Here is a 19,932-nt window from a genome sequence, read left to right on the forward strand (position 1 = left end):
GACCTCTCTGATCCTGACGCCTCCCGTTTCCGAAAGGCCCCGCACATGAGCACCCGACTGACCACTGGCGGCCAGCGCATCGACCGCTCCAAGCCGGTCACCTTCACCTTCAACGGCACCACGCTGAAGGGGTACGAGGGCGATACGCTCGCCTCCGCCCTGCTGGCCAACGACCGGATGATGATGGGGCGGAGCTTCAAGTATCACCGCCCGCGCGGCGTCGTCGCCAGCGGGACCGAAGAACCGAACGCACTGCTTGGCATCGGGTCGGGCGGGCGGTTCGAACCGAACCAGCGCGCCACCATGCAGGAGGTGTTCGAGGGGCTGGAGGCGCAGTCGCAGAACCACTGGCCGAGCCTCGCGTTCGATATCGGCGAGGTCAACGCGAAGCTGTCGCGTTTTCTGCCCGCCGGGTTCTATTACAAGACGTTCCTCTGGCCGCGCGCCTTCTGGAAACATGTCTACGAACCGTTCATCCGCCAGTCCGCGGGCCTCGGCAAGGCGCCGAAGGACCGGGATGCGGACACCTATGAGCATTACTACCACTTCACCGACGTCCTCGTGATCGGCGGCGGCCTTGCCGGCCTGACAGCGGCGCTTGCGGCGGCAAAAGGCGGGGCGAAGGTCACCGTGATGGAGCAGGAGGCCCACTGGGGCGGCCGCGCGCCGGTCGATGACGGCGCGGCCGAGGAGGTGGCGGCGCTGGTGGCGGAGCTTGAGGGGATGGAGACCGTCACCCTCCGCCTGCGCTGCATGGGCGCGGGGGTTTACGACCACGGCTATGTGTTGGGCTACGAACGGCTGACCGACCATCTCGCGGTCAAGTCCGGGCCGCGTCACCGCCTTTGGCGGATCCGGGCGGGGCAGGTGGTCACGGCCACGGGCGCAATCGAACGCCCGCTGTCCTTTGCCGGAAACGACGTGCCCGGCGTCATGCTGGCCTCCGCCGTGCGGGACTATGTGGCCCACTTCGGAATCTCGGTTGGTGACCGCACCGTGGTGGTGACGAACAACGACGATGCCTATCTCACCGCGCTGGCGCTGGTCGGGGCGGGGCTGTCAGTGCCCGCGATCCTCGACGCGCGGCAGGGTGGCGGCGGGGCGCTGGCGGATCAGGCCAAGGCCAAGGGCATCCGCGTGCTGAACGGTCACGGTATCGCCAAGGTGCAGGGCCGCAAGCGGGTGACCGGGGTCGCGATCTGCAAGCAGGTCGGAGAGGGCGCGGTGATCGAGGAAATCGCCTGCGACGCGGTCGCCATGTCCGGCGGCTGGTCCCCGGTCGTGCACCTCTGGTCCCATTGTGGCGGCAAGCTGATATGGGACGACGCGCAGGCCATGTTCCGCCCCGATCCGAACCGCCCGCCGACCGGCGCGGACGGCACGGGCTTCGTGAGCGTCGCCGGGGCCGCCAACGGCTTGCTCGACCTTTCCGACGCGCTGCCGGATGCGGCGCAGACCGGGGCCATGGCGGCCTCATTCGTCACCGGCAAGGCGTCGGGCGACATCGCCCTGACCGACCGCAAGCCGCGCGGCGACAGGCCGATCGAACCGGTCTGGCTGATGCCGGCCTCGGCCAAGCGGGCGCTGCGGGCGAAGTCCTGGCTCGACTACCAGAACGACGTGAAGGTGACGGACGTGCAACTGGCCGCGCAGGAGGGGTTCGAGTCGGTCGAACATGCCAAGCGGTACACGACGCTCGGCATGGCGACGGATCAGGGAAAACTCTCCAACATCAACGGGTTGGCGATCCTGTCGGGCGCATTGGATACTCCGATCCCGCAGGTCGGCACGACCACCTTCCGCCCGCCGTTCACGCCGATTTCCATGGGCGCCATCGCAGGGCCTGCACGGGCGGAGGTGTTCCAGCCGCTGCGCCGCTCCCCCATCCACGCGTGGCACGAGGCCCATGGCGCGGACTTCGAACCGGTCGGTCAGTGGCGGCGTCCCTATACCTACCTGCGATCCGGCGAAGACCGGCACACGGCCGTCGCGCGCGAGATCAACCAGACGCGCAATGCGCTTGGCCTGCTCGACGCCTCGACCCTCGGCAAGCTGATCGTGAAGGGGCCGGATGCGGGCAGGTTCATGGACATGCTCTACACCAACATGATGTCCACGCTTAAGCCGGGGTTCTGCCGCTACGGCCTGATGTGTTCCGAAAACGGGTTCCTGATGGACGACGGCGTGGTGGCAAGGTGGGACGAGGACACGTTCCTCTGCCACACGACCACCGGCGGGGCCGACCGGATCCACGCGCATATGGAGGAATGGCTCCAGACCGAATGGTGGGACTGGAAGGTCTGGGTCGTGAACGCGACCGAGCAATATGCCCAGATCGCCGTGGTCGGCCCGCAGGCGCGGAGCGTTCTGGAAAAGCTCGGTGCGACGGACATCGGGAACGAGGCCTTCCCCTTCATGACCTTCCAGGATCATACGCTGGCCGGGATCAGGGCACGGGTCTACCGCATCTCCTTCTCGGGCGAGCTGTCCTACGAGATCGCCGTGCCCGCCTCTCAGGGCCTCGCCCTGTGGGAGGCGCTGATGCAGGCCGGGGCCGAACATGACGTCATGCCCTACGGGACCGAGGGGCTGCATGTCATGCGGGCCGAGAAGGGCTTCATCATGATTGGCGACGAAACCGACGGAACGGTCATTCCGCAGGACCTTGGCCTTGGATGGGCGATTTCCAAGAAGAAGACCGACTACATCGGCAAGCGGGCGCAGGAACGGTCTGACATGACCCGGCCGGACCGCTGGAAACTGGTCGGCCTGGAAACGCTCGACGGGTCGGTGCTGCCGGACGGGGCCTATGCGCTGGCGGACGGTCACAACGCCAACGGACAGCGCAATGTGCAGGGGCGCGTGACCTCGACCTACCATTCCCCGACGCTTGGCCGGGGGATCGCCATGGGGCTGGTGCTGAACGGGCCGGAACGCATGGGCGAAACGGTGCAGTTCAACAAGGTCGACGGCAGCTCCGTCGCCGCGCGCATCGTCAATCCGGTCTTCTACGACAAGGAGAACACCAAGAATGTCTGATCCCGTCTCCGCCCTCGCGGGCAAGGTCTCAGAAGGCCCGGTCCGGATCGAGGACCTCGCACCACGCGCCATGATCACCGTGCGCGGCAAGCTGTCGGACACCGCCATCACCGAAGCGCTTGCCTCTGTCTCGGGCCTCGCCATGCCCGGCCAGCGCGGGATCGCGGCAGAGGGCGAAAAGCGTCTCGCCTGGATGGGGCCGGATGAGGCGCTGCTGATCCTGCCGCGCGCAGGGCTCGACGCGGCGCTGTCGGGGCTGACCGAAAAGCTCGGTTCCGCGCATGCGCTGGTTGCCGACATGTCCGACGCCCGCGCCCTGTTCCGCCTGACCGGAGAGGACGCGGCCCTGCGCGACACGATCGCCAAGGTCGCGCCGGTCGACATGATGCGCTTCCCGACCGGAGAGATCCGCCGCACCCGGCTCGCCCAGATCGCGGGCGCCTTCTGGATGCCGCAGGAGGGTACGGTGGAGCTGGTCTGCTTCCGCTCCGTCGCGCAGTATGCGTTCGACCTGCTCAGTCAGGCCGCGGTCGGTCCGCGGGTGTTCTAAGCTCCTCCTGCCCGCAGGGGCCGGGTCCAGTTCTTTATGGTTCGGCGCTCTGCCGTCGTAGTCCAAGCACGGTCAAATTACCCCCGGCGGCAACGCCGGGCAGTGCTGCCTTCGGTGAAGACCTGTTGCCCGCGATATGGCAGGCAGAACGTTCGGTTTGGGGTGACGTGCTTCGCATCAGCCCCCGCGACCCGCCGCCGCTGCGGGGTGACGGCGGAGGGTCTCGACAAAGGCGCTCAGCGCCGGGCTCTTCTGTTTCCGGTGACGGTAATAAAGGTGATAGCCGGGCCAGACCGGGCAATAGGGCGTCAGGCAACGCACCAGCCGCCCCGCTTCCAGATGATCCCGGACCAGCGGCTCCAGCACCCAGGCCAGTCCGGCCCCGGCCAGTGCAGCCGCAACCAGCGTATCGCCGTCGTCGACCACGAGTCCGTTCCGGTGCGACAGGCTTACCGGCCGTGTCCCCTGCACGAACTGCCAGCGAAAGACCGTGTCGGCGCTGGCCAGCCGGTAGCCGATGCAGTCGTGGCGGGCGAGGTCCTGCAACGTCTCGGGCAGGCCGTGGCGGTCGGCGTAGTCCGGCGCGGCGACCACGGCGATCGGCATGTCCGGGCCGATGCGCAGTGCGGTCACGTCCTGCGCGAGGTGCAGGCCAAGGCGGACGCCCGCGTCCTGCCCGGTGCCGACAAGGTCCTCGAACCCCTCCTGCACGCGCACGGCGACCTCGACCTCCGGGTAGGCGCGGCGGAAATCGATCAGCGCGGGCAGGAGGATATGCTCCGCCGGGTAGCGCAGGGAGGTGATGCGCAGCGGGCCGGAGGGGCGGTCTCGGCTGTCACGCAGGTCGCTCAGCGCCGTCTCCAGATCGTCCAGCGCGGGGGTCATGCGCGCGATCAGGCGCTTCCCAGCTTCTGTCGGGCGTAGGCTGCGGGTGGAGCGGAGGAGCAGCGGCTGACCGAGGCGCGCCTCAAGCCCGGCGATGGCCTGGCTGACGGCGGGCTGGGACCGGCCAAGGGCCTGCGCGGCGCGGGTAAAGCTGCCGTGGTCGGCCACCGCGCGCAGCACCAGCAGGTCGGCAAGATCGCGGGCGTCCATTCATTGTCCTGACTTATGGGTTTTATATCATCCATAAGCCTACTGCGGGTCAGTCCGCCATGCCATCTCCTTTTCACAAGGACACGAAAGGAGAAAACCATGAAACGTCCGATCCTGACTTTTGCCGCTGCCGGAATGCTCTCGGCAGGCTCCGCGCTCGCCGATGCGGATCATGTCGTGCTGGTGCACGGCATGCTTATGGATGGCTCTGCCTGGAAGCCGGTGTACGAACAGCTCGTCGCGCAGGGCGTCGACGTACATGTTGCGCAGCTGCCCCTTACGGGGGTGGAGGACGACCTCGCCGCCACGAAGCGGTTGCTCGACAGCCTTCCCGGAACGAGCGTGCTTGTCGGCCATTCCTACGGCGGCCTGCTGGTGACGGAGCTTGGTGCCCGCCGGTCCGTGCGCGGCCTCGTCTATGTCGCCGGATTCGCGCCTGCACCGGGTGAGAGCCTCGGCGCGCTCAACGCGCAGTATCCGGCGGCGCTGGCAGCGGATGCCAGCGTGGCCTCGGCTGACGGGTTCGTCACGCTCAGGCCCGATCCCTTCATTGCCGATGTCGCAACCGGCCTGCCGGAGACGCAGGCACGGTTCCTTGCGGCGTCGCAGGTGGCGACCTCGGGCAGCGTCTTCGGCTACGAGGTGCGCAGCGCCGGCTGGCAGGAGCGGCCCAGCCATGCGATCGTCGCAACCCGGGACCGCACCGTGTCGCCGGAGCTGGAGCGGTTCATGTACGACCGGGCCGGGTCCAGGGTGACGGAGATCGAGGCCGGGCACCTTGTGCTGCTCAGCCATCCGGAGGAGGTGGCGGAGGTCATCCTGTCCGCCGTGCGCGACGCGGACTGAGCCTACTTCCAGCGGTGATAGGTCAGGGCCAGTGTCAGTGCCCGGCCCAGATCCGGGTCCCCCTCGCGATTGTCGAGGGGGACAAGCACCGCCCGGTCGCCGCGCAGGGACAGGGCGGGCAGTCGGGTGCGGAAGGTGTCGGCCAGCGCGGTGCGGCAGTTGACGAAGACCGCCGCGTGACCGGGTGCATCCCTGAGCTGGCCAAGGCGGATGGTGCTGCCGCTGCCTGTCGCCTCCGTCAAATAGGCCGGTTCCCCCCATTTCAGCGTCTCGGTCAGTGGGCCCGCACCGGCGTCCGCTGCTGCGGCGAAGATCTTCGCGCGGACCTCCTCCAGCCGGTGTCTCACCGGCGCGGGGAAGGTGTCGAAGACCTCCCGCTCCAGCGGGGGCATGACCGGGGGTGCGTTGTCGGAGGTCTCGGGCATCGCGGGCGGCTCCTGTGGTGTTCCTCTACCGCGCCTGTCTGGCGCGCAGGCGTCGGCCAAATCCCCCGGTTCCGCGCCGCATTGCACATCGCGGATGCGCCGATGCGCGGGGCGAGGGTTGACGTTCCCCCCGGAAAGATAACATCTAAGGGCAACATTCCCCATGGAAAAGGAGCCGCATCATGGCCTTCGAACTTCCCGATCTTCCCTATGCCCACGACGCGCTTGCCGACCTCGGCATGTCCAAGGAAACGCTGGAATATCATCACGATATCCACCACAAGGCCTATGTCGACAACGGCAACAAGGCAATTGCCGGGACCGAGTGGGAAGGCAAGTCCGTCGAAGAGATCATCAAGGGCACCTACGACCCCAAGGCCGTCGCCCAGAACGGCATCTTCAACAACGCCTCGCAGTTCTGGAACCACAACCAGTTCTGGGAGATGATGGGCCCCGGCGAGTCCAAGATGCCCGGAGAGCTTGAGAAAGCCCTGACCGAGGCTTTCGGCTCCGTCGACAAGTTCAAGGAAGAATTCTCCGCCGCCGGTGCGGGCCAGTTCGGTTCGGGCTGGTGCTGGCTGGTCAAGGACGGCGACGCGCTGAAGGTCACCAAGACCGAGAACGGCGTGAACCCGCTCTGCTTCGGCCAGACCGCGCTGCTTGGCTGCGACGTGTGGGAACATTCCTACTACATCGACTTCCGCAACAAGCGCCCGGCCTACCTGTCGAACTTCCTCGACAAGCTGGTGAACTGGGAAAACGTCGCCTCGCGGATGTGATCCGGGCGGCCACTGGTCAAACGAAAACCCGCCGGAGCACTCCGGCGGGTTTTTTCGTCTAGGTGGAGGCCGGACCGGTAGCGCGGCCCCACGTCTCCGGCACGCCTCACAACGGCCAGTTCTCCACCCGCTGGCTCTTCTTCGCCAGCAGTGCAAACACGGGCGACATCCAGCCGACCATGCGGCCCGAAAACGCCGGGCGGCCGGTTTCGGCGAGGGTCCGCAGGTTGGTGGCGATGAAGCGCTGCGCGCCCAGCATCTCCTTCTCCAGCCGTCCGCCGGCGGGGGCGTTTTCGATGATCAGGTCGAACTGCGTGCCGCCCTCCGTCTCCGTCAGCCGGTAGGTGACCGTGGCGGGACCTTCGTCGATGTGGGTCATGCGGAAGGTGTGGGAATAAAGGTGCGGGGGGTCGAAGGCCAGTACCTCTCCGACTACCATGGCGATCCGGCGGTTCGGGTGCAGCATCCGCATCCGCGCGCCGGGTTTCAGCCCGTCCTTCGTGTCGCAGACCGCGCCGAAGAAGAACGGCAGCGCGGTGTCGGTGGCGACGAGGATCGACCAGACGGTTTCCACCGGGGCCTTGATGAAGGTGCGGTTGCGGTGCACGGCGGGTGCGTTGGCGGGCAGGGGGGTGGTCAGGGAGTCAGACATCATTCTTCGGGTCCTTCCTACGGGCATGGGCCGCTTCGGCCAGGGATTTGAGGGTGAGGGTCTGCTCGGCCCAGGTGGCTGCATAGCTGTCGATCCAGCGCTTGTGGATGGCGTGGATCGGTGCCGCGTTGAGGTACAGCCTGCGGCTGCGTCCGTCCTTTTCGCTGATGACCAGACCCGCGGCGGTCAGCACCGCGAGGTGGTTCATCACCGTGATCCGGCTGGTGTCGAACCGGGACGCCAGATCCCCGACGCTCAGCCCCGGCCGGTCGCGGAGGATGTCGAGCATCCGCCTGCGGCTGGCATGGGCGAGGGCGGCAAACACCGCATCCGTTTCGCTGTCGTCGGTATCTGGTTCATATGTAGTCATGTAACTACATTGCTACATAAAGTCAGACCTGTCAATACATAAAGTCAGACCCGTCAACCGGCACATGCGCGCCCGCATCACCACAAGGCGGGAACCCCGCCCATGGCTGTCCCGTTGATCCTTCAGACACCATAATGGAGGACCAGAGCCATGGCAGAGCGCCACAGATCACAGGACCAGCGCCGGGAGACGGAGGAGGTGCTGGGGGACAAGCCGGAAGACCTCGACGCGCCCGATCAGGGCGGGGCGAAGGGCGGCAACCTTCAGCGCAAGGTCGGCTCGCGCGATGAGCGCAAACGGCTGGACGAGACCTCCGCGGGGGCGACGCGCCCGCTCGGTCAGGACAAGAACGACAGCGGCGACAAGGAGAAGGTGTGATGAGCCGGGATGACTCGATTTCCGTTCCCTACGATGCCTGGGTGCTCATCGCGGACGGCGAAAAGGCCCTTTTCCTGAAGAACCTCACCGATGAGCAGGACCCGCATCTCGAGGTCGTGCGCAAGGAGGAGCAGGAGAACCCCAAGGACATCGACCAGTCCGCCAACCGGCCGGGCCGCATGCCTGACAACGGGCCGGGCCAGCGGTCGGCAATGGATGATACGGACTGGCACCAGCTGGCCAAGGAGCGGTTCGCGGATGATCTGGCCGATCTGCTTTACCGGCAGGCGCACCGGCACAGGTTCGAGAAGATCGTGCTTGTGGCGCCGCCCAAGACGCTCGGCGAGCTGCGACAGAAGCTGCACAAGGAGGTGGCGGACAAGGTGATCGGCGAGATCCCGAAGACGCTCACCAATCACCCGCTGGACGAAATCGAGGCGGCGCTGAAATCAGAGCCAGCCTGACGACATTTGCGGGCACCCTTTTCCGCATTCGGAGAGGGTGCCCGGATTTTTGTCTGAGGGATTCCGTGAAGAATTCCTCAGCGGGCCCGGGTGGAGCGGTAAGCTGGCTCTGCGACACACGCTGTTCCGAAGCTGCTTTCCCGTCCGAAGCGTCAGAAATCGTGGCCCGCGAATCGCCCATTCCGGCGGCGACGCTTCGACTGTTACGATGTACCCATCAACCCGAAAGCGGCATCATCCCGTCGCAAACTGACCGGCGTTTCGGGTAAACTGGGACAATTCCTCCGGTGTTCCGAATTCCGCTTGACGCTGGGCAATCCGGTTGCGTCAGATCACGGCGTTTCAACCCTCCGGAAATTTTCCAGATGAAAGCCTTCATTCGCGCCACCCTCGCGGCCCTTTCGCTGGCCGTGTCCATAGCTCCCGCAACCGCCGCGACCGTTACCCTGACCAGCGTCGACAATGGCTGGATCGACCACACCGGCAGCCTTGATACCGTCGTCGCGACAAACTCCAGCATCCTCGCCGGGGTCAGCATCGCCCAGAACCGCCGGTTCGCGAACTGGGTGCTGTTCGATCTGGACCAGATCACCGGGACCTCCGTGACCGCGGCCACTCTGATCTACCGCGGCGGCAACGGGGAGGTCATCAAGAACGGGAACTTCACACTCAACTTCTACCTCGCCGCGGTCCGGCCCGACACCGCGACCAAGCTGGCGACGCGGACCGGCGGCATCGATGTCTACAACGACGTGAATTTCGAAAATGCCGCGGCCGGGGCCGGGACCTATACCGACCGGCCCTTCGGCCTTGCCGCGGAAATCACCGACCCCGTGCAGACTCCGATGCCCGAGATCTCGATCACGCTGAACAGCCTCGGGCGTTTCGACATCACGCAGACCATGACCGGAACGGACCGCTACTTCGCCTTCGGCGGGTCGGTCTTTGCCACGGCCAGCGGCACCTACGGGCTCTGGTCCTCGTCCGGCGGGCTGGGCGCGGCGACGCTGATCCTCGAAGGGCCGGACCTGGCCTATGCCGTGACGACGGGCGCCGTGCCGCTGCCGGCCAGCCTGCCGCTGCTATTGGCGGGGGTCGGCGGGCTGGCCGTCCTGCGCCGCCGCCGCGCGTAGCCTCAGCCGGCGAGCGCCTGCATCGCCGCCTCCGGGTCCGGCACGGCCGTCACCAGACCCTTCAGCGACGGGGCGGCGAAGCCCTGCGCGATGACGTGGTCGATCAGCGCCAGCAGCGGGTCCCAGAAGCCGTTGCGGTTCAGCAGAACGATCGGTTTGTCGTGCAGACCAAGCTGCGCCCAGGTCAGGACCTCGAAGAATTCGTCCAGGGACCCGGCGCCGCCGGGCAGGACCACCACCGCGTCGCAGTTCATGAACATGACCTTCTTGCGTTCGTGCATGTTCTCCGTGACCACGAACCGGCTCAGGTCGCGCTTGCCGACCTCTGCGTTCAGCAGGTGCACGGGGATGACGCCGAAGGTGTCCCCTCCGGCGGCCTGCGCGGCGCGCGCGACCTCTCCCATCAGCCCGACGTCTCCGGCGCCGTAGACCAGGCGCCAGCCCTGTGCCGCAAGGGCGCGGCCCATGGTGGCGGCGTCGGCGGCATGGGCGGGATCGGTGCCGGGGCGCGATCCGCAGAAGACGCAGACGGACCGGGCGGGGGTGGGCTGTTGCATGGGGGATACCTTCCGGAACCAGTGACTCAGGCGTTTTGACCCGTCTTAGCCTTGTTGATATATGTGCTCAACCGCGCAGGCCGGAGGGGCGGCCCGCGCGCAGGGAAGGGCACGGGATTGGCAGGATCGGTATCGGGCGGCACGCAGGGGCTGGCCATCGGCGCGGTGGTGACAGTGGCGGTTGTCGCGGTCGGGGCCTGGCTGGCGGGGGTCTTCGATCCCGCCGCGGGCATCCCGAAAATCGACACATCCGAAATCAGTGCGGGAACTTCGACTGGCGAAGCCACCGGAGACACGACGGCGGCTGAGCCGCTGGCGGCCGGGAACGCGTCGGAGCAGGACAGCGCGGCTGTAACGGAAGCGCCCGCAAACGAGGCGCCTGTAACCGAAGCGCCCGAAACCGAAACGCCCGCGCCCGACGCCCCGCGGTTCGACATCGTGCGGGCCGAAGGCGACGGCTCCGTTCTGGTGGCAGGGGTGGCCGCCCCGGGCGCGCGGATACAGGTGCTGGTCGACGGTGTTCCGGCCGGAGAGGAAACGGCGGGGCCGGACGGCAAGTTCGTCGCCTTCCTCGATCTGGCCGAGAGCGCCGCGCCGCGCGTTCTGTCGCTGCTGTCCGGAGAGGCCGGGGCAGAGGTCGCCTCGGCCGCAGAGGTGATCCTCGGGCCGACGGTGGCTGCGGAGGGGTCGGCGCAGGGCGCATCCGGCGAACAGGTCGCGACAGTCGCGCCGGGCGGGGACGTCACCGTGCCGGGTGGTGGCGGGACCACGGTCGGTGCCGACAGCGTTGAAAACGGGTCGGCGGAGACAGCGGCTGCCGGAAGCGATCCCGCGCCATCTGCGGCGGGGGTGGAAGGTGCGGCCGGGACAGCGGCGGACACCCGGAGCGGGGCCGGTGCAACCGTAAGCGCTGACAGTGCGCGGGACAAAGCGACAGGTTCGGCAGCAGCCTTGGCGGCGAACAGCGCGTCGGAGTCGGAGGGTGCCGTTCCGGGATCGGAAGCGTCGGGCCCCGGCACCACGGTTTCGGCGGACAATGCGACGTCGCAGGGGAATGGCGACGGGTCAAGCGGGACAGGCGCGGGCCTCGCCGGTGCAGGCGGGGCGGCTTCGGGCGATGGCGTCACGGGGACCGGCGCTGCGGCCACGACGGGCTCTGGCGTGGTCTTCGCTGGCGAGAGCGGAACCGGCGCAGGCGCTTCGGGGACGGTGGACACAAATACGACAGCCCCGGGCGGCACCACGACGGCGGGATCGGCGACAGCCGTGGCAGGCGCGGACACCAGTGGCACGGACGCGCCGTTGTCCGCCGGTACGGGCACGTCGGTAGCGGCGAACGGAAGCGCTGATGTTGCGGGCACGGGCGGGACCGAAAACGCCGCCGCCAGCGCCGGAACCGCGGGGGCGGGCGCGACCGACACCGTCAGCGCCGCGCAGACCGGTACCGCCGGCACCACCACGGCAAGCAGTGCGACACCCGGCACCACCGGCACCGACTCCGCCGCCGCCGGGTCGGCGCCCGCGACCGGACCCACAGTCACCGTCTCTTCCGACACCACTCCGCCAGCATCCGGCACAAGCGCACCAGCGACGCCGGACCAGGCCTCCGGCGTAACCGCGCCGGCATCCCCTCCGGCTCCGACCGTGCTGCTGTCCGACAGCCAGGGCGTGCGCGTGCTTCAGGGGCCGGGCGGACGGACGGAGGACGTCGCCATCGACGCCATCACCTATTCCGGCAGCGGCGCGGTGCGGCTGGCCGGGCGCGGGGCGGAGGGCGGGTTCGTGCGGCTCTACCTCGACGACAAGGCGGTCGGCCTGTCCGAGATCGGCGCCGACGGTGCCTGGGATGCCGAACTTGCCGACGTGGCGAGCGGCGTCTACCGGCTGCGGGTCGACGAGGTGGCGGCGGACGGATCGGTGACCTCACGCGTGGAAACGCCTTTCAAGCGCGAGGCCCCCGAGGTCGTCGCCGGGGCCACGACAACCGCACTGGCGGGATCGGTGACGGTGCAGCCGGGCTCCACACTCTGGGCCATCGCGCGGGACCGCTATGGCGAGGGTCTGCTCTACGTCCGAGTGTTCGAGGCGAACCGGGATCTCATCCGCGACCCCGACCTGATCTATCCGGGCCAGGTCTTCGCCCTGCCGGACCGGGAGTAACCGGAGCCGTCAGCGGCGATCCGGCGGGGTGTCGCGCAGGCGTTCACTCTGTGCGCGCATCTGCGTTTCACTCCATCGGCTCAACTTCCGCTTTTGCGACGCCGGATCGTGGCCGAGCCCGAGCCCGAGGCCCCGGTAGTCCTCCCGTGGCCGTATCGGCCGAGGCGTCAGGTTGCCGCCGCAGGTGGCGCAGACGTCCCTTAGCACCTCGGTCGCGCAGGCGGCGCAATAGGTGCATTCGTAACTGCAGATGCGGGCGTCGGGGCTGTCCGGGGGCAGGTCGCGGTCGCACCATTCGCAGTTTGGCCTAAGTTCCAGCATCGTCCTCTCCGTGATGTCGGGGCCTTTGCTAGCACCCGGGCGATCTGGCATGAATGTCAATATGCCCACTGATTCCGCCAATCCCTCGCGCCGCGTGGTCTTCGTCCAGTTCGACGGGGCCAAGCTCCTGGATACCGCCGGGCCGCTTCAGGTCTTTACCGATGCGCGGACTCCGGAGGGGCGGGCCGCCTATGACTGCGCACTGGTGTCTCTGTCGGGCGGAGCGATGGCGACGGATACGGGGGTTGCGCTGCCGACCGGACGGCTGGACGCGGCCATGGCGGGGGTGGTCGACACGCTGATCGTATCGGGTGGACGGCGGGCTTTCGACGCGATGCGCGACACCGCTTTGCTGGCGGCGCTTGCCGGCGCGCGGGGCAGGGTGCGGCGCCTGGGTTCCGTCTGCCTCGGCGCGTTCATTCTGGCGGAAGGCGGAGTCCTGGACGGGGCGCGGGCGACGACGCACTGGGAGGCCTGCGACCGGCTGGCGGCGGAGTATCCCGAGATCACGGTGGAGCGGGATGCGATCTATGTCGCCGACGGGCCCCTCTGGACATCTGCCGGCGTGAGCGCGGGGATCGACATGGCGCTGGCGATGGTCGAGGCGGATCTCGGCCGGGCAGAGGCGTTGCGGCTGGCCCGCGCGCTTGTCCTCTACCTGCGACGGCCGGGCGGGCAGGATCAGTTCAGCGCACCGCTGCAGGCGCAGGTGGCCGCCGGCGACGGTCGCTTCGACAGGATGATCGCGGCCCTGCGGGCGGACCCGGCGCGCGATCTCTCGGTTGCGGCGATGGCGGCGATGGCGGGGATGAGCGAACGGACCTTCGCCCGGCAGTTCCGTGCGGTCACCGGCACGGCTCCGGCCCGGTTCGTCGAGCGGCTGCGGGTCGAGGCCGCCTGTGTCGCGCTGGCGGAAACCTCCCTGCCGGTCAAGTCGGTCGCCGCCCGGGCCGGTTTCGGCGGAGAGGAACAGATGCGCCGCGCCTTCCGCCGCCAGCGGGGGATCGCCCCGTCGGAATATCGCGCAAGGTTTGCTGCGGGCGGCGGCCAGGCGCGGGAAAGTGGCCGAGGCGCGGAGGCACAGGCGCTGTGCTGATGTGTACGTGAGACGTGCTGGCCGGGCTTGTCTGCCCGTCAGGTTCCTGTTTGCCTTTTTGAACGGTGATTGGCGGGGGGCTGCCGCAACGGGACATAGCGATGGTCCCGGTTGGAGGGAGCATTTTCTGGGGCCTGGGGCTGCCTTGTGTCGGTGTGAAAGACGCCAGCGTTGACGGAAGCCGGATTCTTGCGCATTCGGACCGGGGGGCGTGATGCGGAGGCTCAGGTCGCTTCCGGTGGCGGGAGATCCTCGGGTCGAGCCCGAGGATGACGAGGCGCCGAAACCGGAAATAGAGCGCGTCACCTGAACAAGGAACGCGGTGACTCCCGCTCCCCCACGGGGGAGAGGGCTGGGGGGAGGGGGGCGCGCGGACCGGACATGTGAGGGGGCGCGCGGACCGGACATGCGAAGGGGTACGCGGACCTGCCAAGTGTCATGCAGGCCCGCGCACCGCCGCATCGACCGGCACGTCGCATAGCCCCTGCAAAAGACGCACTACCCCGGCAGCGTTACGACCACCGCGCCGCGCTCCGTTGCCACGACCGTATGCTCGTACTGGACCACCGGGGCCGAGGGGGCGGCAAAAAGGGTCCAGCCGTCCTCTCCCTGATCGGCCCAGAGACCGCCGGTGGACAGGAACGGCTCCACGGTCATCACCAGCCCGCGGTCGATGCGGCGGCGGTCGCGGGAGGGCCAGGTGGCGATCTCCTCGGGGTATTCGTGCAGGGCGCGACCGATGCCGTGGCTGGCGAGGTTGCGGATCAGGGTGTAGCCGCGCTTGTCGGCAAAGGCCCCGACGGCCCGCCCGATCCCGGCAAGCGGCCGCCCGGCGCGGACCTGCGCGATGCCGACCTGCCGCGCCTTGCGCCCGTCCCGGCACAGCCGGTCCAGCGTCGGGCGCAGGGGGCCGCAGCCAAAGCTCGCGCCGGTGTCGGCAAAGACCCCGTCCCGGCTGGCCGAGACGTCGATGTTCACCAGGTCGCCGGCACGGATGGTGCGGGGGCCGGGGATGCCATGGGCGATCTCCTCGTTCACCGAAATGCAGGTGGCGCCGGGAAAGCCGTAGGTCGACCGCGGGGCAGAAACCGCGTCCTCCCGCTCCAGCAACGCGGCGCCGATGGAGTCGAGTTCGGCCGTGGTGATGCCAGGTTCGATGGCGTCGGCCATGGACTGCAGCGTGTTGGCGACGATGCGGCCGATGGCCTTCAGCGCGTCGAGGTCGTCTTCCTGTGTGATGGTCATCGGGGGGCCTCGGGCAGGGTCAGGGGCGTCGGTCAGGTTTCAGCAGGCAGGTCTCAGCAGGCGGCTCTCAGCAGGCGGGGGCATGGGCGCGGCACATCTCGCCCACGGTCCGGTCGCCGGCGCAGCAGTCGTTCAGCAGGTAGTGGATCAGCCCGCCGATCTGCCGCCGCCGGGCCGAATAGATCACTCGCCGCCCGTCGCGGCGCGCGGTGATCAGCCCGGCCTGTTCCAGCGCGGCGAGATGGAAGGACAGGCGCGACGCGGCGCAGTCCACGCGCGCCCCGATCTCCCCCGCCGCCATGCCGTCCTGTCCGCAGGGGACGAGCAGACGCACGATCTGCAACCGGGTCTCGTGGGCCAGCGCGGAGAGCGCGCCGAGGGCTTGTGTCTCGTCCATTGTTCAATTACTCATGAATCGTTGAACTGATACCCTTCTACGCCAGCCGGACCGGTCCCGCAAGACATCCGCGCAAGCCAATTGAAAGACCCGCCAACCCGATGAGCCGCCGTCACGCCACACTCACCACCACCGAAATGCCCCGGAACGGAATGACCATCGTACGGCGGGTGATGCCCTATCTCTGGCCCTCGGACGCGCCTTGGGTGCGGCACCGGGTGGCATGGTCGCTGCTGATCCTGCTGGCGGCCAAGCTGATCGCGGTCGGCACGCCGTTCTTCTACAAGGCGGCGGTGGATGCGCTGGCGGGCGAGGGGGAGTCCGCCGCCTGGATGCTGTCGCTCGGGGCCATCTCGCTCACCGTGGTCTACGGCATGGCGCGGCTGATGTCGGTCGGCTTCCAGCAACTGCGCGACGTCGTCTTCGCCCGCGTCGGACAGCGGGCCCTGCGTCAGGTTGCTTACGAGACCTTCGCCCACATGCACCGCCTGTCGATGCGCTATCACATCACCCGCAAGACCGGCGGCCTGTCCCGGATCATCGAACGCGGGGTGAAGGGGGTCGATTTCCTGCTGCGGTTCCTGCTGTTCTCCATCGGGCCGCTGGTGCTGGAACTGCTGCTGGTCGCGGTGGTGCTCTGGTGGGTCTTCGACATCTGGTATCTCGTCGTCGTGGCGGGGGTCATCTGGGCCTATGTCGCCTTCACCTTCCGCGTCACCGAATGGCGCGTGAAGCAGCGCAAGGAGATGAACGACCAGGACACCGACGCCAACCAGAAGGCGATCGACTCGCTGCTGAACTTCGAGACGGTGAAGTATTTCGGGGCGGAGGGGCGCGAGGCCGCGCGCTATGACCGGGCGATGGCGAAATACGAGGTCGCGGCGCTCAAGACCCAGTATTCTCTGGCCTTTCTCAACTTCGGCCAGTCCCTGCTGATCACCGGCGGGCTGGTGGCGGTGATGGTGATGGCGGCCTATGGCGTGCAGTCGGGCGCGCTGACCGTGGGCGATTTCGTCATGGTCAACGCCTACATGATCCAGATCACCATGCCGCTGAACTTCCTCGGCACCGTTTACCGGGAAATCCGGCAGGCGCTGGTGGACATGGGGGAAATGTTCGACCTGCTGGAACAGCCTGCGGAGATCACCGACAAGCCGGGCGCGACGGACCTCGCCGTATCGGGCGGGGCGGTGGAGCTCGACGACGTGACCTTCGGCTATGACGCGGAGCGGGGCATCCTCAAGGGCGTGTCGCTGCGGGTGGAGCCGGGGACTAGGGTGGCCATCGTCGGACCCTCCGGGTCGGGCAAGTCCACCATCGGGCGGCTGCTGTTCCGGTTCTACGACGTGACCGGCGGGGCGATCCGGATTGACGGGCAGGACCTGCGCGACGTCACGCAGGACTCGCTGCACGCACAGATCGGCGTGGTACCGCAGGACACGGTGCTGTTCAACGACACGGTCGGCTACAACATTGCCTATGGCCGCGACGGTGCCACTCAGGCGGAGATCGAGGCGGCAGCGAAGGCGGCGCAGATCCACGACTTCATCGTCTCGCTGCCCGAAGGATACGACACGAAGGTGGGCGAGAGGGGGCTGAAGCTGTCGGGCGGGGAAAAGCAGCGGGTCGGCATCGCGCGCACCCTGCTCAAGAACCCGCCGATCCTGCTGCTGGACGAGGCGACCTCCGCGCTGGATACGGAGACGGAGCGCGGCATCCAGGACGCGCTGGCCCTGGCCGGAGAGGGGCGCACCGTTCTGGTCATCGCACACCGCCTGTCGACCATCGCCGACGCCGACCGGATCGTGGTGCTGGAGGGTGGGGAGATCGTGGAGCAGGGCACGCACGCGGAACTCCTCCTCAGCCGCGGCCGCTACGCCGGGCTCTGGGCGCGGCAGGAGGCGGAGGCGGCGTGAGGTCGCCCCGGTCGGAGAGAGGCGCGACTGTGGCTGCGAGGGACCCACGGCCGGGTCCGGGGACGACGCTGTTCCGACGGGACGGGAACGGCGACATTCCGGCAAGGCGGCATCCCCCGACGCTCCCGCCCCCGCCGGACCCGGCGCGCAGCCCCTTGCCAAACGCCGGAATTTCGGCTTGGAATCCGACGCAACGACGCCATATCGGGACGGGGGGAACGACGGGGTGAAACCGTTTGCCCTTCCTGTCGCTTGTGATATAGGCGGCGCAACCCGGCCGGTTCGCGATGTCGTGATCCGGTCACTCGCACCTTGCGGGATCAAGCCGCCCCGTCGCGGGCACCACAGCACGACCCCGGACTTGCAAGGGATGGGGCAGGGCAGAACCGGGTCTTCGGACCCAAGAGATATGAGGGGAAATCCCATGAGCGATGTCGCAGAGCGCGTGAAGAAGATCGTTGTCGAGCATCTGGGCGTGGAAGAGGACAAGGTGACCGAGAACGCCTCGTTCATCGACGACCTGGGCGCGGACAGCCTCGACACCGTCGAACTGGTCATGGCCTTCGAAGAAGAATTCGGCATCGAGATCCCCGATGACGCCGCCGAGAACATCCAGACCTTCGGCGATGCGGTGAAGTTCATCTCCGAAGCCGCCTGATCCGGGCCGCCTCGTGAGCGATACAGACCCCCCGTGCCCCTGGCGCGGGGGGTTTTTCGTTGCCCGGCGGTGCGCGGCTGGTCGTGGCGGAGCCTCCGGCGGGGATATTTGCAAAACCAAAGAAGGGGGCGCACATGAGCGATGACACCTACCTGCTGAAGGCCGCCGACATCGCGGCGATGGAGGGGCTGGCGAAGACCCATTTCCTCAACCCCAATGCGCAGCGCGTGAACAAGTCGCTTGGCGACGCGACCGGGCTGACGGGGATCGGCGTCCACCTGATCGAGGTGCAGCCGGGCCACGAGACGACGGAGCTGCACAAGCACCACATGGAAGACGAATGCGTCTACGTGCTCGAGGGTGAGGCGACCGCCGTGATCGGCGAGGAGGCGCATGTCGTGGGCCCGGGCGATTTCATCGGCTACCGCCGGGGCGGGCTGGCGCATACGATCCGCAATACCGGCAGCGGGGTGTTCCGGTGCCTCGTCGCCGGGCAGCGGCTGGCGCAGGACGTGGGCGATTACCCGCGGCTCGGCAAGCGGCTCTACCGCAACGCGGGCATGGCCTGGGATGTGGTGGATCACGACGCGATCGTCCATCCGGGCGGCAGCGCCGGGAAGAAGTAGCGGTCCGTCCCCTCGGGGGCTTGCCTTCCCCTGCGCCCCGGTCTTCTCTGGCGCAAACAGGAGGGACGGGCATGGCAAAAACGCTCGAAGAGCTGCACGCGCTTTACGGCAACGACAAGGGCACGGCGTTCCACGACCCGCGCCTCAAGGCGGTGGCGGACGGCCAGTTCGGCGAGGGTGGGCGGCGCGCCTGGCCCTTCGCCGGGGTGTCGACGCTGCTCGACGCGCCTTACCGGCCCGATCTCGCCGAGGCGGTGGCGAAGGGTGCGGCGGTCTCCGGTATCGATGTGGCGCTGATCGGGGTGCCCATGGACCTTGGCGTGACCAACCGCGCGGGCGCCCGGCGTGGCCCGAAGGCGGTGCGGGAGATCGAGCGGATCGGCCCCTGGAACCGCGTGCTGGACGTTGCGCCGCTGCAGGTCAGACGCTTCGCGGACCTCGGCGGCGTGCCGATGCGATCGCGCTATGACCTGACCTCCTGCCACGAGGATATCGAGGACTACTTCACCAAAGTGGTGCAGGCGGGACTGTTTCCGCTGGCGGTCGGCGGGGATCACTCAATCTCCCGCCCCGTGCTGGCGGCTCTGGCGAAAAAGCATGGACCCGTGGGCATGGTGCATATCGACGCCCATGCGGATACCTCCGGTGTCTACGAGGGCGCGAAGTTCCACCATGGCGGGCCGTTCCGGCAGGCGGTGCTCGAAGGCTCGCTCGACCCGACCCGCACGATCCAGATCGGCATCCGGGGCGGCGGGGATTACCTGTGGGAATTCTCCTACGCCTCCGGCATGACGGTGATCCATGCGGAGGAGGTGGCGGAGATGGGCGTGCCCGCCGTCGTCGCGAGGGCGCTGGAGGTGATCGGCGCCGGGCCGACCTACATCAGCTTCGACGTCGACAGCCTCGATCCGGCTTATGCGCCCGGCACCGGCACGCCGGAGGTCGGCGGGCTGGAACCGCGCGAGGCCATGGCGATCCTGCGCGGGCTCAAGGGGTTGAACATGGTGGGCGGGGACGTGGTGGAGGTCGCACCCTCCTACGATCCGACGTCTAACACCGCGCAGGCGGGGGCGCAGATCCTGTTCGAACTGGCCTGCCTCGCCGTGCTGGCGCCGGAGTAACGCTCCGGCCCGCGCCGTCCGACCGGTTTCCCCAAGGGAAACGCTCTGTCTCCTGTGACGCCCTTTCGCGTCATGTCTCCGTCCCCATCTTGGTCATCAGACCA

21 protein-coding genes are annotated in these 19,932 nt (G+C 68.0%); 13 read left to right on the forward strand and 8 right to left on the reverse strand.

Annotated features, from left to right (window positions below):
* Positions 1-45: 45 nt before the first annotated feature.
* Together IEV87_RS03735 and IEV87_RS03740 are read left to right on the forward strand one after the other, a co-directional pair.
* Positions 46-3,039 (forward strand): sarcosine oxidase subunit alpha family protein, encoded by a 2,994-nt coding sequence (locus IEV87_RS03735; RefSeq protein ID WP_188476329.1) that lies wholly within the window; start codon positions 46-48, stop codon positions 3,037-3,039.
* Positions 3,032-3,589: a sarcosine oxidase subunit gamma gene (locus IEV87_RS03740; protein WP_188476330.1), complete on the forward strand. Its 558-nt coding sequence runs from the start codon at positions 3,032-3,034 to the stop codon at positions 3,587-3,589. Before IEV87_RS03735 ends, IEV87_RS03740 begins: the two co-directional genes overlap by 8 nt.
* 177 nt (positions 3,590-3,766) lie before the next feature.
* On the opposite strand, the gene IEV87_RS03745 is transcribed toward IEV87_RS03740, so the two are convergent.
* A complete protein-coding gene (locus IEV87_RS03745; RefSeq protein WP_188476331.1) occupies positions 3,767-4,684 on the reverse strand; it encodes a LysR family transcriptional regulator in 918 nt (305 codons plus the stop codon).
* 99 nt (positions 4,685-4,783) lie between these two features.
* Here IEV87_RS03745 and IEV87_RS03750 point away from each other — a divergent pair, with 99 nt between their 5' ends.
* Positions 4,784-5,530, forward strand: coding sequence for an alpha/beta fold hydrolase (locus IEV87_RS03750; protein WP_188476332.1), 747 nt, complete (start codon positions 4,784-4,786; stop codon positions 5,528-5,530).
* 2 nt (positions 5,531-5,532) lie between these two features.
* Here the strand turns inward: IEV87_RS03750 and IEV87_RS03755 are convergent, their stop codons facing one another.
* Positions 5,533-5,955: a DUF1801 domain-containing protein gene (locus IEV87_RS03755; RefSeq protein ID WP_229737419.1), complete on the reverse strand. Its 423-nt coding sequence runs from the start codon at positions 5,953-5,955 to the stop codon at positions 5,533-5,535.
* 182 nt (positions 5,956-6,137) lie between these two features.
* Here IEV87_RS03755 and IEV87_RS03760 point away from each other — a divergent pair, with 182 nt between their 5' ends.
* Complete coding sequence (locus IEV87_RS03760; RefSeq protein WP_188476333.1) at positions 6,138-6,734, forward strand: superoxide dismutase; 597 nt, start codon at positions 6,138-6,140, stop codon at positions 6,732-6,734.
* A gap of 106 nt (positions 6,735-6,840) precedes the next feature.
* Here the strand turns inward: IEV87_RS03760 and IEV87_RS03765 are convergent, their stop codons facing one another.
* Positions 6,841-7,389 (reverse strand): SRPBCC domain-containing protein, encoded by a 549-nt coding sequence (locus tag IEV87_RS03765; protein WP_188476334.1) that lies wholly within the window; start codon positions 7,387-7,389, stop codon positions 6,841-6,843.
* Entirely contained in the window at positions 7,379-7,756 is a 378-nt protein-coding gene (locus tag IEV87_RS03770; RefSeq protein ID WP_188476335.1) for an ArsR/SmtB family transcription factor, read from the reverse strand. The genes IEV87_RS03765 and IEV87_RS03770 overlap by 11 nt, the downstream gene beginning before the upstream one ends.
* A 150-nt stretch (positions 7,757-7,906) precedes the next feature.
* On the opposite strand from IEV87_RS03770, the gene IEV87_RS03775 reads away from it, so the two are divergent.
* The 3 genes from IEV87_RS03775 (at position 7,907) to IEV87_RS03785 (ending at position 9,731) form a co-directional block, all read left to right on the forward strand.
* Positions 7,907-8,134: a hypothetical protein gene (locus IEV87_RS03775; RefSeq protein ID WP_188476336.1), complete on the forward strand. Its 228-nt coding sequence runs from the start codon at positions 7,907-7,909 to the stop codon at positions 8,132-8,134.
* Positions 8,134-8,598 carry a host attachment family protein gene (locus tag IEV87_RS03780; protein ID WP_188476337.1) on the forward strand — a complete coding sequence of 155 codons (465 nt, stop codon included), beginning with the start codon at positions 8,134-8,136 and terminating at the stop codon, positions 8,596-8,598. The genes IEV87_RS03775 and IEV87_RS03780 overlap by 1 nt, the downstream gene beginning before the upstream one ends.
* Before the next feature lie 365 nt (positions 8,599-8,963).
* Positions 8,964-9,731 (forward strand): VPLPA-CTERM sorting domain-containing protein, encoded by a 768-nt coding sequence (locus tag IEV87_RS03785; protein ID WP_188476338.1) that lies wholly within the window; start codon positions 8,964-8,966, stop codon positions 9,729-9,731.
* Positions 9,732-9,733: 2 nt separating this feature from the next.
* Here IEV87_RS03785 and IEV87_RS03790 read toward each other — a convergent pair whose 3' ends face one another.
* Positions 9,734-10,288, reverse strand: a complete 555-nt coding sequence (locus IEV87_RS03790; protein ID WP_188476339.1) for an LOG family protein — start codon at positions 10,286-10,288, stop codon at positions 9,734-9,736.
* Between the two features lie 117 nt (positions 10,289-10,405).
* Here IEV87_RS03790 and IEV87_RS22755 point away from each other — a divergent pair, with 117 nt between their 5' ends.
* Positions 10,406-12,448, forward strand: coding sequence for a LysM peptidoglycan-binding domain-containing protein (locus IEV87_RS22755; protein WP_229737420.1), 2,043 nt, complete (start codon positions 10,406-10,408; stop codon positions 12,446-12,448).
* Between the two features lie 9 nt (positions 12,449-12,457).
* Here the strand turns inward: IEV87_RS22755 and IEV87_RS03800 are convergent, their stop codons facing one another.
* Positions 12,458-12,769, reverse strand: coding sequence for a DUF1272 domain-containing protein (locus IEV87_RS03800; protein WP_188476340.1), 312 nt, complete (start codon positions 12,767-12,769; stop codon positions 12,458-12,460).
* A gap of 61 nt (positions 12,770-12,830) precedes the next feature.
* On the opposite strand from IEV87_RS03800, the gene IEV87_RS03805 reads away from it, so the two are divergent.
* On the forward strand, positions 12,831-13,865 hold the full coding sequence (locus IEV87_RS03805) for a GlxA family transcriptional regulator (protein ID WP_188476341.1): 1,035 nt from the start codon (positions 12,831-12,833) through the stop codon (positions 13,863-13,865).
* Between the two features lie 498 nt (positions 13,866-14,363).
* Here the strand turns inward: IEV87_RS03805 and map are convergent, their stop codons facing one another.
* The gene (map, locus tag IEV87_RS03810; protein ID WP_188476342.1) at positions 14,364-15,110 is read right to left on the reverse strand and encodes a type I methionyl aminopeptidase; all 747 of its coding nucleotides are present in this window, start codon (positions 15,108-15,110) and stop codon (positions 14,364-14,366) included.
* Between the two features lie 67 nt (positions 15,111-15,177).
* Positions 15,178-15,507: an ArsR/SmtB family transcription factor gene (locus IEV87_RS03815; protein ID WP_188476343.1), complete on the reverse strand. Its 330-nt coding sequence runs from the start codon at positions 15,505-15,507 to the stop codon at positions 15,178-15,180.
* A gap of 101 nt (positions 15,508-15,608) precedes the next feature.
* Here IEV87_RS03815 and IEV87_RS03820 point away from each other — a divergent pair, with 101 nt between their 5' ends.
* The 4 genes from IEV87_RS03820 to speB all read left to right on the forward strand — a co-directional run bounded on the left by IEV87_RS03820 (position 15,609) and on the right by speB (position 19,828).
* Positions 15,609-17,423 carry an ABCB family ABC transporter ATP-binding protein/permease gene (locus IEV87_RS03820; RefSeq protein ID WP_188476344.1) on the forward strand — a complete coding sequence of 605 codons (1,815 nt, stop codon included), beginning with the start codon at positions 15,609-15,611 and terminating at the stop codon, positions 17,421-17,423.
* 424 nt (positions 17,424-17,847) lie between these two features.
* A complete protein-coding gene (locus tag IEV87_RS03825) occupies positions 17,848-18,081 on the forward strand; it encodes an acyl carrier protein (RefSeq protein ID WP_119398206.1) in 234 nt (77 codons plus the stop codon).
* Positions 18,082-18,215: 134 nt separating this feature from the next.
* A complete protein-coding gene (locus IEV87_RS03830; RefSeq protein ID WP_188476345.1) occupies positions 18,216-18,707 on the forward strand; it encodes a cupin domain-containing protein in 492 nt (163 codons plus the stop codon).
* Between the two features lie 71 nt (positions 18,708-18,778).
* A complete protein-coding gene (gene speB, locus IEV87_RS03835) occupies positions 18,779-19,828 on the forward strand; it encodes an agmatinase (RefSeq protein ID WP_188476346.1) in 1,050 nt (349 codons plus the stop codon).
* Positions 19,829-19,932 lie beyond the last annotated feature (104 nt).

It is taken from the genome of Primorskyibacter flagellatus, from assembly GCF_014638275.1.
GTDB classification, from domain to species: Bacteria; Pseudomonadota; Alphaproteobacteria; order Rhodobacterales; family Rhodobacteraceae; genus Pseudooceanicola; species Pseudooceanicola flagellatus_A.